Origin of the sequence: Streptomyces bullii (assembly GCF_042657145.1) — a bacterium.
GTDB classification, from domain to species: domain Bacteria; phylum Actinomycetota; class Actinomycetes; order Streptomycetales; family Streptomycetaceae; genus Streptomyces; species Streptomyces bullii.
Genome location: NZ_JBHSNY010000002.1, coordinates 524,427 through 544,493 on the forward strand (window position 1 = coordinate 524,427; position 20,067 = coordinate 544,493).

Sequence of the window (20,067 nt, forward strand, 5' to 3'; positions counted from 1 at the left end):
TCGGCGCCCCGCTCACTGGTTGCGCCGGAAAGACCTCACATCCCGGTTACAAAACGCTCAACTTCCGGTTGCGGCACGGTGATCCGGCGACGATGAGAGCATGACTCTGGCCCAGCGCGCCTTGGACCGACTGGCGACTTGGCAGGACCTCTCGGCGGGTCCGGCCAGTTGCGGCACCGGGCGGGCGCTCCGCGGTGTCCGCGCCGAGATAGCCCACTTCCACTCGGAGCGGGACGTCGACCTCCACCTCACCCGCCGGGCCGTCCAGCGTTTCCACTACGACCTCGGCGACTCGAGCGCGATCCACCTGGTTCCCGGCTCGGGTTGGGTGACCGTCCACCTCGACTGCGAGGCGGACGTCGACCTGCTGCTGAGCCTGGTGAGCATCGCCCTCAAGGCTCACGAGACACGGCCCTTAACCGAGCACCTCCCGCTCGACAGGTGCAACTTCCACCGGGTCGCGGTGCTGCCGCGCAACGCCACGGCGGAAGGATGACCGGATCCGGGGAGTCGGCCAACGCCGGCGCCTGGCAGGCGTACGGCGCGCACCACCTGCGGCGCGGCACTCAGGTGCCGGAGGCCGAGCGGATCGAGTGGGGGCCCGGAGGTACCGGACCGGGTACGGAGGTGCTCGGTGCGCCGGCGGGACGGCGCGTGCTGGACCTCGGGTGCGGCCCGGGCCGGCACGCAGCTCATCTGGTCCGCGACCACGGCGCGCTGGTGGACGCGGTCGACGCCTCGGCCGGCCAGTACGCACGGGCCCGCGACCGCTACGGATCGCTGCCCGGGCTGCGGCTGATACTGGCCGACGCGGTCGAACACCTGCGGACGGCGGAGCCGTACGACATCGTCTACTCCGTCAACGCCGTCCCGTACATCGACCCGTACCGCCTGCTGCCCGCCCTCGCCGACGCGCTGAAACCGGGCGGAAGGCTGTGCTTCACGGTGCTCCACACCAACTCCCACGGCGACGGCCCCTCCTCCACCGTCACCGCCCGGCCCGAGATCCTGCGGCTCGCGGACGGCGGCGACCTGACCGTACGGATGTGGGTGCTCACCCAGGGCCTGTGGACCGAACTGCTCACCGAGCACGGCCTGCGCGTGGAACACGTCGACGTCCTGGACGCGCCGGAGACCGGCAACCAGGCCTCGTACCGGCTCTTCCGAGCGACCCGGCCCGCCCGGCTCGCCTCCCGCCCGCGCACGCCCCGGCCGCCCGTGGCGCACGCCGCGCTCGGTGTCGGGGCGATCCTGCACGGGCCCCGGGGCCTGCTGCTGGGCCGCCACCGCCACGGCACCTGGGAGCTGCCCGGCGGGACGGTGGAGCCCGGGAGTCACTCGCGGAGGCGGTCGTACGGGAACTCGCCGAGGAGACCGGGATCACCGCGCGTCCGGCCGACGTGAGTCTGCTGGGCACACTGCTCGACGACGCCGGGGGCGGTGTCGTCCGGGTGACCGTGGCCGCCCGGGTCACCGCCTGGCACGGTGACCCGGCCGACCAGCCCGGCGAGAGCGTCGGACGCTGGCGCTGGTTCCCCCTGGACCGACTGCCGGACGAGTTGTTCGTGTGCAGCGCCCAAGCCCTCACCGCCTGGCGGCCCGGCCTGCCGATCGACCACGTACCGGCCCACTTCACCGCGTACGGCACGGGAGGGGAGCCGACGGCCCGGCCGTGACGTCGTCCCGGTCGCCGGGGCGGTCAACAAGGCGCGTCTGCTCACCCGTTCCCGTGCAGTCGGCGCCCGGCCCCCCTCGGTCACTGCCATCTGGTGCACTTCCCTGACACGGTGGACAGTTGACGGGACCTCAGGGGGGACTGTGACACGTCGTCGGCGGCGGATCTCGGCGGGCGGAGCGGCGGGCAGAACGGTCGTGGCGGCTCTCGTGGCGTGGGGCACGCTGGCCGGCGCGGCCCTGGCGGGCGCGGCGCCGGCCGGTGCCGCTCAGGAGGCCGTCACCCTCGCACCGGGCGTCACCTACCAGGAGTTCGACATCCGGGCGACCGCCGGGACGGCGCACGCGCACGTGGTGACCGTCGACCTCGACGACCCGCGGGTCCGGGTCGGGCTGCTGCATCCGGGCGCGGTGGCCGCGCGGGCTCCCGTCTCGCGCATGGCCGACGCCCGGGGGGCCGTCGCGGGTGTCAACGGCGACTTCTTCAACATCACCGAGACCCAGCACCCGGGTGTGGAGGCGACCGGCGCGAGCGTGGGCCCGGCCGTCGCACGGGGCAGGGTGCTGAAGGCGGCCGTGCCGAACGGCCAGCGGTTCGGTCCCCCACTGCCGCCGGGCACGACCACCGAGGACGTGCTCGGGGTGGGCGTCGACCGGCGGGCCCGCCTCGACCGACTGGCTCTCGACGGCTCGGTCCGCACGCCCGGGGGGCGGCTGCCGCTCGGCGGACTCAACCAGTACGCGCTGCCGGTGGACTCCATCGGCGCGTTCACCACGGCGTGGGGCAGCGCCTCACGGGTGCGCGCCACCTGCGGCACGGACATGGACCGCGCCGCGCCGTGCAGCACGGACACCTACGAGGTGACGGTCCGTCATGGCCGGGTCGTGTCGGCGGCCGGCACACCGGGCAGCGGCCCGATCGCGCAGGGGACCACCGTTCTGGTCGGCCGGGAGGCGGGGGCGCGACAACTGCGGAAGATCGACGCGGGTGAGCCGGTGAGCGTGCGGCACCGGCTGGTGGCCGCCGCGTCCCGGATCCCGTACCGCTTCGCCGTCGGCGGCTACCCGGTCCTCACCGGTGGTCGGCCGCTGCCCGGGCTCGACGGCAGGACCTCGGCCGTGCGCACCGCCGTCGGTGTCGCGGACGGCGGGCGGCGTCTGCTGCTGCTGGCGCTGGACGGCGCTCCCGCCTACCGCAGCGGCCTGACGATCGCCGAAGTCGCCGACGTCATGCGGCGGTCGGGCGCGGTCGACGCCTTCAGCCTGGACGGCGGCGGGTCGACGACGCTGGTCACGCGAGAGCCGGGCGCGGCCACGGTCTCCGTACGCAACCACCCCAGCGGCGGTGCGGAACGCGCCGTCCCGAACGGCATCGGAGTCTTCTCCCCGTCGTAGTGCTGGCCGGAGCCCTCCGCGCAGCCGTGCGTCTCAGGGCCTGAGGCTCGCGACGATGTCCGCCGTCGCCGTGAGACCGCTGTGGATGGTGGGGGCGATGCTCGTGCTGGCCAGGTAGAACCCGAGCAGCAGGCAGACCAGCGCGTGGGAGAACTTCAGCCCCCCGTTCCGTACGAAGATCACCGCCAGGATCGTGAGCAGCAGCACCACCGAGATGGAAATGGCCATCGTCAACCTCCTCCGCCACGCCGCCACGTCCGGTTCACGGCGTTCGGCCGCAAGTGTGGCGTAGCGGAGGGTTCGTCCGTGCGGCTGTCCTGTCCTCCGAACGTGTGGTGTCTACGCCGGGTGGGCGTCCAGGAAGGCCTTCAGTCCGGCGAGGTCGTCGGTGTTGAGGAGGTCGACGCCGGCGGCGAGCAGCTCGGACCACAGGGCGTCGCGGGCGGCGCCGGGCGCGTCAGGGGTGGCCCAGAACCGCACCCGCTGTCCCCGGGCGTGCGCGTCCCGCACGACGCGCCGCAGCTTGTCCCGCTCGGTGTCCGGGAACGCGCCCTCGCCCCGCCAGGTGAAGTTCAGCGTCCAGTTGTCGCTGATCAGCGGGATGAGGCAGGCCGGTGCCGGGCCGCCGAGGTCGGCGAGCCGGCCGTCGTAGAAGGCGCGGCGGACGGTCTGCGCCTCCATGGGTGCCCGGGCGGCCCGGTCACCGGAGACCACGGCGGTGACCGGGCCGGTCAGGACCCGGCCGTGGGCGTACGTGGTGAACAGGTGACGGTAGCGGCGCAGGTGGCGGTCGAGTTCCAGGTACGTCGAGGCGCCCTCGGTCTTGATGTCGATGAGGAGGTGCAGCGGCCTGCGGTCTCCCCGGTACACCGAGCCGTGGTGGGCCTTCACGCGGGCGGCGAGCGGGTCGAGGTAGAGGGATTCCAGGGTGCGCGCCGGGTCGAGGTCCTCGGGGTCGTGGGCGACCAGGAGTTGGCCTCCGACCAGGAAGACGTCGGCCTCGACGCTGCCGAAGCGGTGGTCGAGGGCGTCGAACAGCGGACGCGGGTGCTCGTAGTCGTTGTGGGCGTGGGCGCGCCACAAGGGCCGTGGGCAGGGCCGGTGTTCACCGGCCGACGCGCGGGGCGCGGGCAGGGCGACCGTGCCGGCGAGGGCGGCGCCGAGGGTGGTGAGGGCTCTGCGACGGGTGGTGAGGGCCATGCTCTGCCTCCCTGGATGTGCCGGTCGGGACCCCTGCGAGTATGGGGTCGCGACCGGCCCGAGAGGCAGGCGCGTACGGGGAGTTGGCCGGACTGCCGCCCGGTGTTCACCGCCGTCGCATGGGGCGCGCCGAAAGGCCCGCCCTACGTCGGGCGGGCCTTTCCCAGGCTGGCTGTCAGGGTGCGGGCTGTGCGTCGGGGGCGCGCAGATCGACCAGTTCGGCCAGCGCCGCACGGTGCGCGCCCGCCGTGCCGTACGCGATCGAGTCGGCCTTGGCGCGCTTGAGGTAGAGGTGGACCGGGTGCTCCCAGGTCATGCCGATGCCGCCGTGCAGTTGCAGCGCCTCCTCGGCGGCACGGACGGCGACGGGCGCCGCGTAGGCCTGGGCGACGGCGACCGACACGTCGACGTCCTCTCCGGTCGCGAGCGCGTCGGCCGCGCCCCGGGCCGCGGCCCGCAGGCTGACGACCTCCAGCCACAGCTGGGCGAGCCGGTGCTTGAGCGCCTGGAACCCGCCGACCGGCCGGTTGAACTGCTTGCGTTCCTTCAGGTAGCGGACGGTTTCGGCCAACGCCCAGTCGGCCAGCCCGAACTGCTCGGAGGCGAGCAGTCCGGCTCCGGCGCGCAGGGCCCGTCGTACGGCGGGCTCCGCGTCACCCAGGAGGCGCCCGGCGGCGCCGTCCAGGACGATCCTCGCCACGGGACGGGTCAGGTCGAGCGAGGTCTGGGGCGTGACGGTCACGGCCTCCGCCCGCACCGCGTACAGTCCGCCGTCGTCGGCCAGCACCAGCAGGACGTCGGCGACGGCCGCGTCCGCCACCGCGGTCAGCTCGCCGTGCAGCGCACCGCCGTCATGCCGTACGACCGGGTAGGCGGCGCCGGGGGCCACGTGCAGTCCGACGGCGAGTGCGCCGACCGTCCGGCCGGACGCCAGCTCGGCGAGCAGGTCGTCCGCCTCGCAGGCCAGCAACGCCTCGGTGGCGACGACCGCGCTGGTCAGGAACGGCACGGGGGCCACGGCCCGCCCCAGCTCCTCCAGGACGACGGCGGCTTCCCGGTGGGTGGCGCCCTGGCCGCCCTTGTCCTCGGGCACCAGCAGGCCGGCGAGGCCCATGCCGTCGGTGAGCGCCTTCCACGCCGACCGGTCGTGCGGGGCGTCCGACTCGACGCGGGCGATCACGCCGGCCGCGTCGCAGTGGTCGGTGAGCAGGTCCCGTACGGCGGCGCGCAGTGCCTCTTCCTCCTCCGAGTAGAGCAGGTCCGGCTGGGTGCTCCCACGGCTCGCGGTGCTCACAGGGCTCATCGGGCGAGGTCCTTCCAGGCGACGTCCTTGTCGGTGCGCGGCTCGGCGGGCAGGCCCAGGACCCGCTCGGCGACGATGTTGAGCAGGACCTCGCTGGTCCCGCCCTCGATGCTGTTGCCCTTGGAGCGCAGGTAGCGGTAGCCGGCCTCGCGGCCGGTGAAGTCGACCAGCTCGGGGCGGCGCATGGTCCAGTCGTCGTACAGCAGGCCCTCACCGCCGAGGAGTTCGACCTCCAGGCCGCTGATCTCCTGGTTGAGGCGGGCGAAGGCGAGCTTCATCCCGGCGCCCTCGGGGCCGGGCTGGCCCGCGACGAGCTGCTGGCGCAGCCGCTCGCCGGTGAGCCGGGCGACCTCGGCCTCCACCCACAGCCTCAGCAGCCGCTGGTGCAGATCGTGGGTGCGCAGCTCGGGGCGTTCCCGCCAGGTCTTGGAGACGGGTCCGATCATGCCGCCCTCGCGGGGCAGACGCATGCCGCCGATGGCGACGCGTTCGTTGTTCAGGGTGGTCTGCGCCACCCGCCAGCCGTCGCCGATGTCGCCGAGGCGGCGGGAGTCGGGAATGCGGACGTCGGTGAGGAACACCTCGTTGAACTCGGCCTCGCCGGTGATCTGCCGCAGCGGCCGCACCTCGACGCCCGGGTCGGTCATGTCGCAGACGAAGTACGTGATGCCCCGGTGCTTGGGCACGTCCGGGTCGGTGCGGGCGATGAGGATGGCCCAGCGGGCCACATGGGCGCTGGACGTCCACACCTTCTGCCCGTTGACCACCCAGTCTCCCTCGCTCCCGGCTTCGCCGGAGCCGGACGCGCCCCCGTCCTCACGGACGGCCCGGGTACCGAGTGCCGCCAGGTCGGATCCCGCTCCCGGCTCGCTGAACAGCTGGCACCAGACCTCCTCCCCGGTCCACAGCGGCCTCAGATAGCGCCGCTTCTGCTCCTCCGTGCCGAACTGGAGGATCGTCGGCGCGGCCATCCCGAGGCCGATGCCGATGCGCCGGGGGTCGTTGTCGGGGGCTTTGGCGGCCTCCAGTTCGGTGTCCACGACGGCCTGGAGGGAGCGCGGGGCGCCGAGCCCGCCGAGACCTTCCGGGTAGTGCACCCAGGCGAGTCCCGCGTCGAAGCGGGCCCGCAGGAACTCCAGGCGATCGGTGGCGGCCGGCGGGTGGGCCGCCAGGAACTCCCGGGTGCGGCGGCGCAGTTCGGCGGCGTCGGTCATGCTGCCTCCTCCATCACGACGGCGATCCGGCCGGTGGTCACGCCGTCGGCGACCTTCTGCACGGCCGCGGCGGCCCCGCCCAGCGGCACGCGCTCGCTCACCAGCGGCTTGATCGCGCCGCGGGCGGCCAGCTCGGTGAGCTGCTCGTGGCAGTGCTGGACCAGCTTCGGGTTCTTGGTGTTGTACAGGCCCCAGTGCAGGCCGAGGATCGAGTAGTTCTTCACCAGGGCGTGGTTGAGCGCCGGGCTGGGGATGGTCCCGCCGGCGAACCCGACGACGACGATCCGTCCCTCGAAGGCGACGACCTTGGCGGACTGGGCGTAGGCCTCCCCGCCGACCGGGTCGTAGACCACGTCGGCGCCCCGGCCGGCGGTGGCCTCCTTCACGGCGGCGACGACGTCCTCGCCGTGCCGGTCGATCACCACGTCGCAGCCCAGCTCGCGGGCGACGGCCGCCTTGCCGGGGCCGCCGACGACACCGATGACGGTGGCGCCGGCGGCCTTCCCGAGCTGCACGGCCGCGCTGCCGACCCCTCCGGCGGCAGCGTGGACGAGCAGCGTCTCCCCGGCCTCCAGACCGGCCCGGCGGTGCAGACCGAACCAGCCCGTCTGGTAACCGATGTGCAGCGCGGCGGCCTCCGCGTCGTCCAGCGACGCGGGCGCGGGCAGCAGGGCGGCGGCGTCCGCGACGGCGTACTCGGCGAACCCGCCGTACGGCAGCGCCGGGTTGGCGATCACCCGGCGGCCGTCCTCGGTCTCGCCGCAGATCTCCACGCCCGGTGTGAACGGCAGCGGCGGCCTGACCTGGTACTGGCCCCGGCACAGCAGCGCGTCCGGGAAGTTGATGTTCGCGGCGCGCACCCTGAGCAGGACCTGGCCGTCACCGAGCGTGGGCCGCTCGACGTCCTGGAGCCGCATCACCTCGCTCGGCTCGCCGTTCTCGTGCACTTGCCATGCCTGCATGCGGGGCCTCCACGGACTGCGTCGTCTGACCGGGGTCCACCGCATACTAAGCGGTCGCTTGCTCTGAGGGAACAGTCATCCCAGCACCCCTTACCGGGGAACCGTCACACGGGTCACCTGCGGGCGGGCTTGGCGCGTACGTGCATCCGCTCCCCCTGCGGCCCGAACAGGCTCAGAAACTCGACCGGCCCCTCGCCCGTCGACCCGAACCAGTGCGGCACGTGCGTGTCGAACTCGGCGGCCTCCCCGGCCGTGAGCACCACGTCATGCTCACCGAGGACGAGCCGCAGCTTCCCGGACAGCACGTACAGCCACTCGTAGCCCTCGTGGGTGCGCGGGTCCGGCTCGACGGTCCGCTGAGGCTCCACCATCTTGTAGGCCTGGAGCCCGCCCGGCTGCCGGGTCAGCGGATACAGGGTCCGCCCGTGCCGCGTGAGGGGCTTGGCCCGTACCCGGGGGTCGCCGACCGGAGGTGCGCCGATCAGCTCGTCCAGGGGCACCTGATGGGCCCGCGCGATCGGCAGCAACAGCTCCAGGCTGGGTCTGCGCAGGCCGGACTCCAGCCGCGAGAGGGTGCTGACGGAGATGCCGGTCGCCTCCGAGAGGGCGGCCAGGGTCACCTCTCGCTCCTTGCGGATATTGCGCAGCCGGGGGCCGACGCCCGCGAGAACCTCGTCCGTGGTCATGGACGCATTGTGCGGCATGCTTTGCGGAATCAGCAAAGAAGTTTGTCGATCCGGCAGGACCGGGGCGAGGGTCTCGGTGGAGGTGGTCACCATGACCGAGAGAACCGAGAGGACCGAGACGTACGACGTGATCGTCGTGGGAGGCGGCGCGGCCGGTCTGTCCGCCGCACTCGTCCTCGGCCGGGCCCGGCTGCGCACACTCGTCGTCGACGCGGGCGAGCCGCGCAACGCGCCCTCCTCGCACATGCAGGGCTATCTGTCGCGGGACGGCATGTCACCGGCGGAGTTCCTGGCGGCCGGCCGGGAGGAGATCGCCCGATACGGCGTCCAACTCGTCCGCGACCGGGTGGTGGACGTCGGCAGGGCGGAGGACTTCGCGGTGACATCGGCCGGCGGGCGGACCGCGCACGCCCGGCGGCTGGTCGTCGCCACGGGCCTGAAGGACGAGCTGCCGGCGGTGCCGGGCGTCGCCGAACGATTCGGCCGTGACGTGCTGCACTGCCCGTTCTGCCACGGCTGGGAGGTGCGCGACGAGCCCTTCGGCGTGCTCGCCACCAGCCCCGCGAGCGTGCACCAGGCCCTGATCGTGTCGCGGTGGTCCAAGGACGTGCGGCTCTTCCTGCACACGGTCGCCGAGGAGGAGCTGACGGACCAGGACCTGCGCCGGCTCGCCGCGGCCGGGGTCGACGTGGTGCCCGGGGAGGTCGCCGGGCTGATGGTCGAGGACGACCGGCTGACCGGGGTGCGGCTCGTGGACGGCACGACACACGCCCGGTCGGTGCTGTACGTGGCCCCGCGTGCGGTCCCGCGCACCGGACTGCTGGAGAAGCTGGGCGCCGAACTGCGCGAGACCCCGTTCGGCGCGTACCCGGTGGTCGACCCGACAGGGCTGACGACCGTGCCCGGGGTGTGGGCGGCGGGCAACGCGATCGGTTTCGCCGAGCAGGTGGTGCACGCGGCCAGCGGCGGCTACCGGGCGGCGGCCGCGATCGTCGGGGACCTGCTGATGACCGACCTCGACGCGGCCGTGCGGGAGGACGTCCCGCAGGCGTAGAGGTGTAGAGGCGCCCCCCGCGGTGCACCATGGCTGCATGCTGCTGCACCGGCTGGCCCGCGTGTCCCAGGAGGTCGCCGCCACCTCGGCGCGGTCCCGGAAGATCGCCCTGCTCGCCGAGCTGTTCCGGGACGCCGAGGCGGACGACGTGCCGATCGTCATCCCCTACCTGGCCGGACGGCTGCCGCAGGGGAGGATCGGCGTCGGCTGGAAGGTGCTCGGCCGCCCGGTCGCCCCGGCCGCCGAACCGGCCCTGACGGTAGGCGAGGTCGACGCCCGGCTCACCGAGCTCGGCAAGGTCTCCGGCCCCGGCTCCCAGGCCGAACGGTCCCGGCTGGTCGGCGGGTTGATGGGCGCGGCCACCGAGGACGAGCAGCGCTTCCTGCTCGGGCTGCTCACCGGCGAGGTCCGGCAGGGCGCCCTGGACGCCGTCGCGGTCGAGGGGCTGGCCGAGGCGACGGGCACACCACCGGCGGACGTACGGCGGGCGGTGATGCTCGCGGGTTCCCTGCAGACGGTGGCGCAGGCCCTGCTCGCGGACGGGCCGGCCGCCCTGGAACGCTTCCGGCTCACCGTGGGCCGCCCGGTGCTGCCGATGCTGGCGCACAGCGCCTCCTCGGTGGCCGAGGCGGTCGACAAGCTCGGCGCGTGCGCGGTCGAGGAGAAGCTGGACGGCATCCGCGTCCAGGTGCACCGGGACGGCGACAGCGTACGGATCCACACCCGCACCCTCGACGACATCACCGACCGCCTGCCGGAAGTGACCGCGGCGGCGCTGGAGCTGCGGGGCGAGCGGTTCATCCTGGACGGCGAGGTGATCTCCTTCGACGAGGACGGGCGGCCCCGGTCGTTCCAGGAGACGGCCGGGCGGGTCGGCTCCCGCGTGGACGTCGCCACGGCCGCCCGGGCGGTCCCCGTCTCCCCCGTCTTCTTCGACGCGCTGTCCGTCGACGGCCGCGACCTGCTCGACCTGCCCTTCGCCGAACGCCACGCCGAGCTGGCCCGGCTGGTCCCCGAGCCGATGCGGGTGCGGCGCACGGTGGTGAACGGGCCGGAGGACGGCCGGGCGGCGGAGGAGTTCCTCGCCGAGACCCTCAGGCGCGGCCACGAGGGCGTCGTCGTCAAGGCGCTCGACGCCCCCTACAGCGCGGGCCGGCGTGGCGCGTCCTGGCTGAAGGTCAAGCCCGTCCACACCCTCGACCTCGTCGTCCTGGCCGCCGAGTGGGGCCACGGCCGCCGCACCGGCAGGCTGTCCAACCTGCATCTCGGCGCCCGCACCGCCGACGGCGGCTTCGCCATGCTGGGCAAGACCTTCAAGGGCATGACCGACACGATGCTCCAGTGGCAGACCGAGCGGCTGCGGGAGCTGGCCGTGCGGGACCACGGCTGGGGGGTGACCGTACGCCCCGAACTCGTCGTCGAGATCGCCTACGACGGCCTGCAGCGGTCCACCCGCTACCCGGCAGGGGTCACCCTGCGCTTCGCCCGCGTGGTCCGCTACCGCGAGGACAAACGGCCGGAGGAGGCCGACACGGTGGAGACGCTGTTCGCCGCGCACCCGGAGGTGCGTCCGTGACCGGCAGGCGCAGCGCGGGGCTGTTGCTCTTCCGGCACACCGATCGGGGGCTGGAGGTGTTGCTCGCCCATATGGGCGGGCCCTTCTTCGCCAAGCGGCACGCCGGGGCATGGACCGTTCCGAAGGGCGAGTACGGCCCCGACGAATCCGCCTGGGCGGCCGCCCGCCGAGAGTTCGAGGAGGAACTTGGGCTGCCGCCGCCCGACGGCGAGGCACTCTCCCTCGGTGAGGTCCGGCAGACCAACGGCAAGATCGTCACGGCCTGGGCGATCGAGGCCGACCTCGACCCGGCGACGATCGCCCCCGGCACCTTCCGGATGGAGTGGCCGCCGAGGTCGGGGCGGATCGCGGAGTTCCCGGAGGTGGACCGGGTGGACTGGTTCGGCCTGGACCGGGCCCGGGAGGTGATCGTCGGGGCGCAGGCGGCGTTTCTGGACCGCCTGGCGGAGCACTCGCCCTGAGGAGCCTCCCCGCGTTGCGGTGCTCTGCGCCGCGCGGGAAGGTCGAAGCACAGCCCGTCCCCAGGGAGGTCAGCCATGCCCATCGCAACGGTGAACCCGGCGAACGGCGAGACGCTCAAGACGTACGAGGCCATGGGCGAGGAGGAGATCGAGCGCCGGCTCCAGCTCGCGGAAGCCACCTTCCGCACCTACCGGACGACGGGCTTCGACGAGCGGGCCCGTCTGCTGCACAGGGCCGCCGACCTCCTGGAGGAGGACCAGCGGGACATCGGCCGCGTGATCACCACCGAGATGGGCAAGCCGATCAAGCAGGCCCGCGCGGAGGCCGCGAAGTGCGCCAAGGCGATGCGCTGGTACGCCGACCACGCCGAGGAACTCCTCGCCGACGAGGAGCCCGCCGACTTCGACGTCAAGGACTCCGGCGCCTCCCGCGTCCGGGTCCGCTACCGGCCGCTCGGCCCGGTCCTCGCCGTGATGCCGTGGAACTTCCCGCTCTGGCAGGTGATCCGCTTCGCCGCGCCCGCGCTGATGGCGGGCAACGTGGGCCTGCTCAAGCACGCCTCGAACGTCCCCCGGACCGCGCTGTACCTGGAGGACCTGTTCCACCGGGCGGGCTTCACCGAGGGCTGCTTCCAGACCCTGCTCATCGGCTCCGCGCAGGTCGACGACATCCTGCGCGACGAGCGTGTCAAAGCCGCCACCCTCACCGGCAGCGAGCCGGCGGGCCGCGCGGTCGCCTCCACCGCCGGGGAGATGGTCAAGAAGACGGTGCTGGAGCTGGGCGGCAGCGACCCGTTCGTCGTGATGCCGTCGGCCGACCTCGACCGGGCCGCCGAGGTCGCGGTGAACGCGCGGTGCCAGAACACCGGGCAGTCGTGCATCGCCGCCAAGCGGTTCATCGTGCACACGGACGTCTACGACGCCTTCGCCGAGCGGTTCGTGCAGGGCATGCGGGCGCTGAGGATCGGCGACCCGATGGACGAGGAGACGGAGGTCGGGCCGCTGTCCAGCGAGCGGGGGCGGGCCGATCTGGAGGAACTGGTGGACGACGCGGTGCGCGGCGGCGCCCGGGTCCTGTGCGGCGGCGAGCGCCCCGACCGGCCCGGCTGGTACTACCCGCCGACCGTGCTGGCCGGCATCACGCGCGAAATGCGCATCCACCGGGAGGAGGCGTTCGGGCCGGTGGCCACGCTGTACCGGGCGGGCGACCTGGACGAGGCGGTGCTGATCGCCAACGACTCGCCGTTCGGGCTGAGTTCGAACGTGTGGACACGGGACGAGGCCGACGTCGACCGGTTCGTCCGCGACCTGGAGGCGGGCGGCGTGTACGTCAACGGCATGACGGCCTCCCACCCGGCGTTCCCGTTCGGCGGTGTGAAGCGGTCCGGGTACGGGCGTGAGCTGTCCGGGCACGGAATCCGCGAGTTCTGCAACATCACGACGGTTTGGCACGGTGCGTGAGCGCCGCGCGGCTACCATCGCGTCTGTGAACCGCGAAGTGACTCTGCCTCTCATCGTCGACGACCGCGGGACCCTGCAGGTGGCGGCGGCCGACGTCAGCAAGCTGCTGCGGACGGTGGGCGGACGATGGCTGCGTCTCGTGGAGGCCGGGGAGGAAGGGCTCGACGAGGACACGGTCGCCGCGCTGACGATCGAGCTGGCCAAGCTGGCCGACCGGATCGATGTGGCGTGCATCGCGCACAGCAGCGGGGGTGCGCCGTAGGGGTGCGGTTCGCAACCGCGTGCGGTGACGTGTGGCTGCTCGCGCCGTTCCCGTGCCCCTAGAGGGCCGACCAGAACATCGCCTCGTAGGTCTGCAGCAGGCGTCCGTATCGACGGGCGAGTTCCTCGTTCAGCCGGCCGCCGTCCAAACCCGCCTGTACCGCCGCCGTCGCCTGCTCGTCCACGTCGGGCGCGGGCTCGGCGAAGAAGTCGAAGAAGCCGCACGCCTCGTCGGAGAAGCCGTAGTGGCTCCGCAGGGCCTCCGCGATCGTGGCGCAGTAACCGCCCCACGCCGAGAAGTTGGCCGTCAGGGACAGGACGGCGTCCGGTGGCGACGCGTTCAGGGCCAGCCAGGCCACGTACGCCGGGTACGCCTGGCAGCCCGGGAGCGGGTCGTGGGCGGCGGCCCGCTCCCCGTCCACGCCGCAGGCCGCGGCGAAGGACTTCAGCCGCTCGGCCGCCAGGGCCTCTCCGTCCGCGAGCGTGCGGAAGAAGGCGGCGGACTGCGGGGCGCCGTCGGCGGCGGCGCGTTCCGCCAGGTGGAGGAAGGACCGGCGGTCGGCGGCGATGACCCCGTGCTGTTCGAGGGCGAGGGCGGCGAGCGTGTCGCGGCTCGCCGCGCCCCGTGCGATGAGCGGGACCAGGCGGTTGGCCTGCGGGTCCGGGGCGAGTTGGGCGGTGGTGGTGGCCAGCAGTTCCCGGGCCGTACGCCTCATGGGTCCTCCGTCGGTCGCGGCGCTACCGGATCGGCATACCCGAAAGCGTCCGCGCGATCACCAGGCGCTGGATCTCGCTCGTGCCCTCGAAGATCGTGTAGATGGCCGCGTCCCGGTGCATCCGCTCCACCGGGTACTCCCGGGTGTAGCCGTTGCCGCCGAGTATCTGGATCGCCTGGGCCGTGACCTTCTTCGCCGTCTCGCTCGCGAAGAGCTTGGACATCGAGCCCTCCGCGGCCGTGAACTGCTTGCCGTTGATCGCCATCCACGAGGCGCGCCACACCAGCAGGCGGGCCGCGTCGATCTGGGTGCGCATGTCGGCGAGCTGGAAGGCGACGCCCTGGTTGTCGATGATCGGCCGGCCGAACTGCTCGCGGGTCTTGGCGTAGTCGAGGGCCACCTCGTACGCGGCACGGGCGGTGCCCACCGCCATGGCGCCGACCGCCGGACGCGACGCCTCGAACGTGGCCATCGCGGCGTTCTTGACGCGCTCGCCGCCCTTCTTCGCCCTCTCACGGGCGCGGGCCAGGCGCTCGTCGAGCTTCTCCTTGCCGCCGAGCAGGCAGGAGCCGGGAACGCGCACGTTGTCGAGAATCACCTCGGCGGTGTGCGAGGCGCGGATCCCGTGCTTCTTGAACTTCTGCCCCTGCGACAGTCCCGGCGTGTTCGGCGGGACGATGAACGAGGCGTGGCCCTTGGAGCCGAGCTCCGGGTCGACCACCGCGACCACGACATGGACGTTGGCGATGCCGCCGTTGGTCGCCCAGGTCTTCGTGCCGTTGATCACCCACTCGTCCTTGGCCTCGTCGTACACGGCGCGCGTCCGCATGGAGGCCACGTCCGAGCCGGCGTCGGGCTCGGAGGAGCAGAACGCGGCGACCTTGACATCGTTGGCGTCGCCGTACATCTGGGGGATCCAGGTGCCGATCTGCTCCTCGGTGCCGTTGGCGAGGACGCCGACGGCGGCCAGACCTGTGCCGACGATCGACAGGGCTATGCCGGCGTCGCCCCAGAACAGCTCCTCCATCGTCATGGGGATGCCGAGGCCGGTGGCGTCGAAGTACTGCTGGGCGTAGAAGTCGAGGGAGTAGATGCCGACCTTGGCGGCCTCCTGGATGACCGGCCAGGGAGTCTCCTCACGCTCGTCCCATTCGGCGGCCGCGGGGCGGATCACATCGGCGGCGAAGCCATGGAGCCAGTCCCGGACCTCCTTCTGTTCGTCGTTGAGCTCCATGGTGAACTCGGCCATGTCCCCTCCAGCGGCGGCACATCTAAATGTTACTTGCGGTAACAGCAGTCTGTTACCGGCGGGTAGGAAAAGTCAACTCCCGAGGCCCCCTCGGCAGCCCGTTCGATGCCGGGAGCAGGCCGAAGTGTTAGTTTGCGCAGGCGTCACCGAATCAGCACGGGTGGGGAGAGCACATGGACACCACGCAGCGGACCGACCAGCAGCGGTCCGCCGACCGCCGACGGCGCGAATTGCTGGAGGCCGCCGACCGGGTGGTGCTGCGCGACGGCCCGCAGGCCTCGATGAACGCCATCGCGGCCGAGGCCGGCATCACCAAGCCGATCCTGTACCGGCACTTCGGTGACAAGGGCGGCCTGTACGCGGCCCTCGCCAAGCGGCACACGGACGCGTTGCTGGACTCGCTGCGGGCGGCGCTGGACGCACCGGCGGACCGGCGTGAGCGTGTCGAGTCCACGCTGGACACGTACCTGGCCGCGATCGAGGCACGGCCGCAGGTGTACCGCTTCCTGATGCATCCGGCGGAGGGCTCGCCGAGCGATCAAGGGTTCGACGTCGGCAAGCACTCAGCTCCGCTGCTGCGGCGCATGGGCGAGGAACTCGCCCAGGTCATCGAGGAGCGGCTGGATCTCGGGCCGGAGGGGCAGCGGCTCGCCCGGGTGTGGGGGCACGGGATCGTCGGCATGATGCACGCCGCCGGTGACTGGTGGCTCGGGGAACGGCCCTGTTCCCGGGCCGAGTTGGTGCGGAGTCTGGCGGACCTCTTGTGGGGGCGCCTCGCCGCCGCCGGGGACAGGATGGGGGGGCCGGGGTTCTGAGCGGCTCCGCTCACCGGCGCCAGGAAGCCCTGGCCACCTGGCGCATCAGCTTGCGGTGGCGCCAGCCCGTCAGGTGGTCCGCGTAGATCCGGCCCTCCAGGTGGTCGCACTCGTGCTGGAGGCAGCGGGCGAAGAAGCCGGTGCCGTGGACGGTGACCGGCTCGCCCGTCACCGTGAAGCCCTCGACCACCGCGTGGTCGTGGCGTTCCGTGCCCGCCTCCAGGCCCGGCAGGGACAGGCAGCCCTCCGGGCCCCGCAGTACCACGCCGTCCGCCTCGACGAGCCGTGGGTTCACCATGTGACCCAGATGACGGTTCTCCTCGTCGTCCGGGCAGTCGTACACGAAGACCCGCCACGGGACGCCGATCTGGTTCGCGGCCAGGCCCACGCCCTGTGCGGCGTACATGGTCGCGAACAAGTCCTCCACGAGCGCCGCCAGTTCGGGGCCGAAGTCGGTGACCTCCACGCAGCGGGTGTGCAGGACCGGATCGCCGAGCAGGGTGAGGGGTCTCACGCGGCCTCGGGTGCCGGGGATGGGGCCGTGACGCATGACCGCAAGAGTACGGTCCTTGCTGCACCGCTCGTCTCACTGTGGTGCCGAGGTTCAGGAGTGCGAATGGATCTCGATAGGCTGAGGTTCACACCACGTGGCCGTCAGGCTTCAAGGCGCGGCGCGTACGCAAGGAGGATCGAGAACTGATGGCAGGCAACTCGGACCCGCTCACGCCGCGGGCCAAGCTGGCCGTGACCGCGGGCAAGGCGGTCGCAGCGGCATCCCGCGCCGCGGGACGCGGCAGCGGTTCGGTGATCGGTGGCCGGGTGGCCCTCAAGCTCGACCCCGACCTCCTGCGCCGACTCGCCCAGAATCTGGACGTCACCCTGGTCTCGGCGACCAACGGCAAGACGACGACGACCCGGCTGATCGCCGAGGCGCTGCGGGCCGCGGGCCCGGTCGTCTCCAACGCGCTCGGCGCCAACATGCCGGCCGGCATCACCTCGGCGCTGGCGGGCGGCTCGGACGCCCGCTACGGCGTCATCGAGGTCGACGAGAAGTACCTCGCCGGCGTCGCCCGGGACACCGAACCCAAGTGCATCGCCCTGCTCAACCTCTCCCGCGACCAGCTCGACCGGGCCGCCGAGACCCGCATGCTCGCCGAGAACTGGCGGGAGGGCCTGGCCGGCTCCAAGGCCGTCATCGTCGCCAACTGCGACGATCCGCTGGTGGTGTGGGCCGCGTCCTCCTCCCCCAACGTGATCTGGGTCGCCGCCGGGCAGATGTGGAAGGACGACGCCTGGTCCTGCCCGTCGTGCGGCGGCGTGATGCAGCGCCCGGGCGACGACTGGTTCTGCGGCGAGTGCGGCTTCCGCCGGCCGACGCCGAGCTGGGCGCTGTCCGGCGACCACGTCCTCGATCCGCACGGCTCGGCCTGGCCGATCCACCTGCAGCTCCCGGGCCGCGCCAACAAGGCCAACGCCGCCAGTTCCGCGGCCGTCGCCGCCGTCTTCGGGGTGCCGCCGCAGGTCGCGCTGGAGCGCATGTACCAGGTCCAGGCCGTCGCCGGGCGCTACGACGTCGTCCAGTTCGAGGGCCGTGACCTGCGGCTGCTGCTGGCGAAGAACCCGGCCGGGTGGCTGGAGACCTTCTCGCTGATCGACCCGCCGCCCACCCCGGTGATCCTGTCGGTGAACGCGCGCTCCGCCGACGGCACCGACACCTCCTGGCTGTGGGACGTCGACTACACGCGTCTGAGCGGCCATCCGATCTGCGTGATCGGCGACCGCAGGCTGGACCTCGCGGTCCGCCTGGAGGTCGCGAACCAGCAGTTCCAGGTGTGCGAGAACCTCGACCAGGCCGTGCAGCTGTGCCCGCCGGGCCGCATCGAGGTCATCGCCAACTACACCGCGTTCCAGGACCTGCGCCGCCGCGTCGGCAACTGACAAGCACTCAGGGGACTTTTGTGAGCGACAACCAGCTGCGGGTCGTCTGGATCTACCCGGACCTGCTCAGCACGTACGGCGACCAGGGCAACGTCCTCGTCGTGGAGCGCCGGGCGCGACAGCGGGGCCTGGACGTGGCCCGGCTCGACGTGCGCAGCGACCAGCCGATCCCGACCTCCGGCGACATCTACCTGATCGGCGGCGGCGAGGACCGCCCGCAGCGGCTCGCAGCCGAGCGGCTGCGCCGGGACGGCGGTCTGCACCGGGCCGTGGACAACGGCGCCATCGTCTTCTCGGTGTGCGCCGGCTACCAGATCCTCGGCCAGGAGTTCATCAACGACCTCGGACAGCGCGAGCCGGGGCTCGGGCTGCTGGACGTGGTGTCCGTGCGCGGTGAGGCCGAGCGGTGCGTCGGTGACGTGCTCGCCGACATCGACCCGCGGCTCGGCCTGCCCCCGCTGACCGGCTTCGAGAACCACCAGGGCGTCACCCACGTCGGTTCCGGCGCCCGCGCCCTCGCCCAGGTGCGCCTGGGCAACGGCAACGGCACGGGCGACGGCACGGAGGGCGCGTACAACGGCACCGTCTTCGGGACGTACATGCACGGCCCGGTGCTGGCCCGCAACCCGCTGATCGCGGACCTGCTGCTGAAGCTGGCGCTCGACGTCAACGCGCTGCCGCCCGTCGACGACCACTGGTACGAGGCCCTGCGCAACGAGCGCATCGCGGCTGCGCAGCAGCCTGCGTGACACGGCTGCGCAGCAGCCTGCGTGACACCGCTGCGCAGCAGCCGGTGTGACACCGCTGCGTGGTGGCCCGTGACACCGCTGGGTGGCGGCCTGCTGAAACCCCACGTCAACCGGTTGGTCAACAGCCCGTCTGACGGCCCATCCGCACAGGTGAGCGGGGTCGTCCAGCAGGCGGACGCATGGTTCGGACCCGCCCCCTGATGCCGCTAGGGTGGCGGGGATCGAGCCGGACAGCGCGGTCCGGTCCCATGCCCACGTTGAGAAGGTATTTCGGGCTATGCGCATTGGTGTCCTCACGTCCGGCGGCGACTGCCCCGGCCTGAACGCCGTCATCCGGTCCGTCGTGCACCGTGCCGTCGCCGACCACGGCGACGAGGTCATCGGCTTCCGGGACGGCTGGAAGGGCCTTCTGGAGTGCGACTACCTCAAGCTCGACCTCGACGCGGTGGGCGGCATCCTCGCCCGCGGCGGCACCATCCTCGGCTCCTCCAGGGTCCGTCCCGAGCACCTTCGGGACGGCGTGTCCCGGGCCAAGGGCCACCTTCAGGAGCTCGGCCTCGACGCGATCATCCCGATCGGCGGCGAGGGCACGCTGAAGGCGGCCCGGCTCCTGTCGGACAACGGCCTGCCGATCGTCGGCGTGCCGAAGACCATCGACAACGACATCGCGGTCACGGACGTCACCTTCGGCTTCGACACCGCCGTCGGTGTGGCGACCGAGGCCCTCGACCGGCTGAAGACCACCGCCGAGTCCCACCAGCGCGTACTGATCGTGGAGGTCATGGGCCGCCACACCGGCTGGATCGCGCTGCACTCCGGCATGGCGGCCGGCGCTCACGCCATCGTCGTGCCCGAGCGGCCCTTCGACATAGAGGAACTGACCGCCAAGGTCGGCGAGCGGTTCTCGGCGGGCAAGCGGTTCGCGATCGTCGTCGCGGCCGAGGGCGCCAAGCCCAAGCCCGGGACCATGGAGTTCGACGAGGGCGGCAAGGACATCTACGGCCACGAGCGGTTCGCCGGCATCGCCCGGCAGCTCTCCGTCGAGTTGGAGCGCCGCCTCGGCAAGGAGGCCCGGCCGGTGATCCTCGGGCACGTCCAGCGCGGCGGCACGCCCACCGCGTACGACCGGGTGCTGGCGACGCGGTTCGGGTGGCACGCGGTCGAGGCGGTGCACCGGGGCGAGTTCGGGCAGATGACCGCGCTGCGCGGCACGGACATCGTCATGGTGCCGCTGGCGGAGGCCGTGGAGACGCTGAAGACGGTGCCGGAGGCCCGCTACGCCGAGGCGGAGTGCGTCCTGTAGGACGTACTACGCCGAGGCGGAGTGCGTCCTGTAGGACGTCGGGCATTCGA

Annotated in this window: 20 protein-coding genes and 1 pseudogene; 12 read left to right on the forward strand and 9 right to left on the reverse strand. The window is 72.6% G+C overall.

The features are described 5' to 3' along the window. Positions 1–100 precede the first annotated feature (100 nt). From ACFPZJ_RS06470 to ACFPZJ_RS06480, 3 genes and pseudogenes are all read left to right on the forward strand, one after another. Positions 101–496, forward strand: coding sequence for a luciferase domain-containing protein (locus ACFPZJ_RS06470; RefSeq protein WP_381018458.1), 396 nt, complete (start codon positions 101–103; stop codon positions 494–496). Then, a pseudogene (locus ACFPZJ_RS06475) lies at positions 493–1,676 on the forward strand (bifunctional class I SAM-dependent methyltransferase/NUDIX hydrolase). The gene ACFPZJ_RS06470 and the pseudogene ACFPZJ_RS06475 overlap by 4 nt, the downstream one beginning before the upstream one ends. Before the next feature lie 142 nt (positions 1,677–1,818). Then, positions 1,819–3,069, forward strand: coding sequence for a phosphodiester glycosidase family protein (locus ACFPZJ_RS06480; RefSeq protein ID WP_381018461.1), 1,251 nt, complete (start codon positions 1,819–1,821; stop codon positions 3,067–3,069). Positions 3,070–3,102: 33 nt separating this feature from the next. Here the strand turns inward: ACFPZJ_RS06480 and ACFPZJ_RS06485 are convergent, their stop codons facing one another. The 6 genes from ACFPZJ_RS06485 to ACFPZJ_RS06510 all read right to left on the reverse strand — a co-directional run bounded on the left by ACFPZJ_RS06485 (position 3,103) and on the right by ACFPZJ_RS06510 (position 8,434). Continuing rightward, complete coding sequence (locus ACFPZJ_RS06485) at positions 3,103–3,297, reverse strand: hypothetical protein (protein ID WP_381018463.1); 195 nt, start codon at positions 3,295–3,297, stop codon at positions 3,103–3,105. 111 nt (positions 3,298–3,408) lie between these two features. After that, positions 3,409–4,269 (reverse strand): phosphatidylinositol-specific phospholipase C/glycerophosphodiester phosphodiesterase family protein, encoded by an 861-nt coding sequence (locus ACFPZJ_RS06490; protein ID WP_381018465.1) that lies wholly within the window; start codon positions 4,267–4,269, stop codon positions 3,409–3,411. 175 nt (positions 4,270–4,444) lie between these two features. Continuing rightward, on the reverse strand, positions 4,445–5,572 hold the full coding sequence (locus tag ACFPZJ_RS06495) for an acyl-CoA dehydrogenase family protein (protein WP_381018468.1): 1,128 nt from the start codon (positions 5,570–5,572) through the stop codon (positions 4,445–4,447). Continuing rightward, positions 5,569–6,786, reverse strand: a complete 1,218-nt coding sequence (locus tag ACFPZJ_RS06500; RefSeq protein WP_381018471.1) for an acyl-CoA dehydrogenase family protein — start codon at positions 6,784–6,786, stop codon at positions 5,569–5,571. Before ACFPZJ_RS06500 ends, ACFPZJ_RS06495 begins: the two co-directional genes overlap by 4 nt. Beyond that, positions 6,783–7,748 carry an NADPH:quinone oxidoreductase family protein gene (locus tag ACFPZJ_RS06505; RefSeq protein ID WP_381018474.1) on the reverse strand — a complete coding sequence of 322 codons (966 nt, stop codon included), beginning with the start codon at positions 7,746–7,748 and terminating at the stop codon, positions 6,783–6,785. Before ACFPZJ_RS06505 ends, ACFPZJ_RS06500 begins: the two co-directional genes overlap by 4 nt. A gap of 113 nt (positions 7,749–7,861) precedes the next feature. Next, positions 7,862–8,434, reverse strand: coding sequence for a helix-turn-helix domain-containing protein (locus ACFPZJ_RS06510; protein ID WP_381018477.1), 573 nt, complete (start codon positions 8,432–8,434; stop codon positions 7,862–7,864). Positions 8,435–8,525: 91 nt separating this feature from the next. On the opposite strand from ACFPZJ_RS06510, the gene ACFPZJ_RS06515 reads away from it, so the two are divergent. From ACFPZJ_RS06515 to ACFPZJ_RS06535, 5 genes are all read left to right on the forward strand, one after another. After that, positions 8,526–9,488: an NAD(P)/FAD-dependent oxidoreductase gene (locus ACFPZJ_RS06515; protein ID WP_381018480.1), complete on the forward strand. Its 963-nt coding sequence runs from the start codon at positions 8,526–8,528 to the stop codon at positions 9,486–9,488. A 37-nt stretch (positions 9,489–9,525) separates the two neighbouring features. Next, a complete protein-coding gene (locus ACFPZJ_RS06520; protein ID WP_381018484.1) occupies positions 9,526–11,064 on the forward strand; it encodes an ATP-dependent DNA ligase in 1,539 nt (512 codons plus the stop codon). After that, positions 11,061–11,525 carry an NUDIX hydrolase gene (locus ACFPZJ_RS06525; RefSeq protein ID WP_381018486.1) on the forward strand — a complete coding sequence of 155 codons (465 nt, stop codon included), beginning with the start codon at positions 11,061–11,063 and terminating at the stop codon, positions 11,523–11,525. Before ACFPZJ_RS06520 ends, ACFPZJ_RS06525 begins: the two co-directional genes overlap by 4 nt. Before the next feature lie 75 nt (positions 11,526–11,600). Further along, entirely contained in the window at positions 11,601–12,986 is a 1,386-nt protein-coding gene (locus tag ACFPZJ_RS06530) for an NADP-dependent succinic semialdehyde dehydrogenase (protein ID WP_381018489.1), read from the forward strand. A gap of 25 nt (positions 12,987–13,011) precedes the next feature. Further along, positions 13,012–13,248 (forward strand): DUF6213 family protein, encoded by a 237-nt coding sequence (locus ACFPZJ_RS06535; RefSeq protein WP_365670205.1) that lies wholly within the window; start codon positions 13,012–13,014, stop codon positions 13,246–13,248. Between the two features lie 58 nt (positions 13,249–13,306). On the opposite strand, the gene ACFPZJ_RS06540 is transcribed toward ACFPZJ_RS06535, so the two are convergent. After that, positions 13,307–13,963, reverse strand: a complete 657-nt coding sequence (locus ACFPZJ_RS06540) for a transcriptional regulator (RefSeq protein WP_381018491.1) — start codon at positions 13,961–13,963, stop codon at positions 13,307–13,309. A gap of 22 nt (positions 13,964–13,985) precedes the next feature. After that, positions 13,986–15,212, reverse strand: coding sequence for an acyl-CoA dehydrogenase family protein (locus ACFPZJ_RS06545; protein ID WP_381018493.1), 1,227 nt, complete (start codon positions 15,210–15,212; stop codon positions 13,986–13,988). Between the two features lie 173 nt (positions 15,213–15,385). Between ACFPZJ_RS06545 and ACFPZJ_RS06550 the strand changes: the two genes are divergently transcribed. After that, positions 15,386–16,027 (forward strand): TetR/AcrR family transcriptional regulator, encoded by a 642-nt coding sequence (locus ACFPZJ_RS06550; protein WP_381018496.1) that lies wholly within the window; start codon positions 15,386–15,388, stop codon positions 16,025–16,027. Between the two features lie 10 nt (positions 16,028–16,037). Here the strand turns inward: ACFPZJ_RS06550 and def are convergent, their stop codons facing one another. Beyond that, a complete protein-coding gene (gene def / locus ACFPZJ_RS06555) occupies positions 16,038–16,577 on the reverse strand; it encodes a peptide deformylase (protein WP_381018499.1) in 540 nt (179 codons plus the stop codon). 149 nt (positions 16,578–16,726) lie between these two features. Here def and ACFPZJ_RS06560 point away from each other — a divergent pair, with 149 nt between their 5' ends. The 3 genes from ACFPZJ_RS06560 to ACFPZJ_RS06570 all read left to right on the forward strand — a co-directional run bounded on the left by ACFPZJ_RS06560 (position 16,727) and on the right by ACFPZJ_RS06570 (position 20,017). After that, positions 16,727–17,965: a MurT ligase domain-containing protein gene (locus ACFPZJ_RS06560; RefSeq protein WP_381018502.1), complete on the forward strand. Its 1,239-nt coding sequence runs from the start codon at positions 16,727–16,729 to the stop codon at positions 17,963–17,965. A gap of 20 nt (positions 17,966–17,985) precedes the next feature. Then, complete coding sequence (locus ACFPZJ_RS06565) at positions 17,986–18,714, forward strand: type 1 glutamine amidotransferase (RefSeq protein ID WP_381018504.1); 729 nt, start codon at positions 17,986–17,988, stop codon at positions 18,712–18,714. Positions 18,715–18,991: 277 nt separating this feature from the next. Next, complete coding sequence (locus ACFPZJ_RS06570) at positions 18,992–20,017, forward strand: 6-phosphofructokinase (protein WP_381018507.1); 1,026 nt, start codon at positions 18,992–18,994, stop codon at positions 20,015–20,017. Positions 20,018–20,067: the final 50 nt, after the last annotated feature.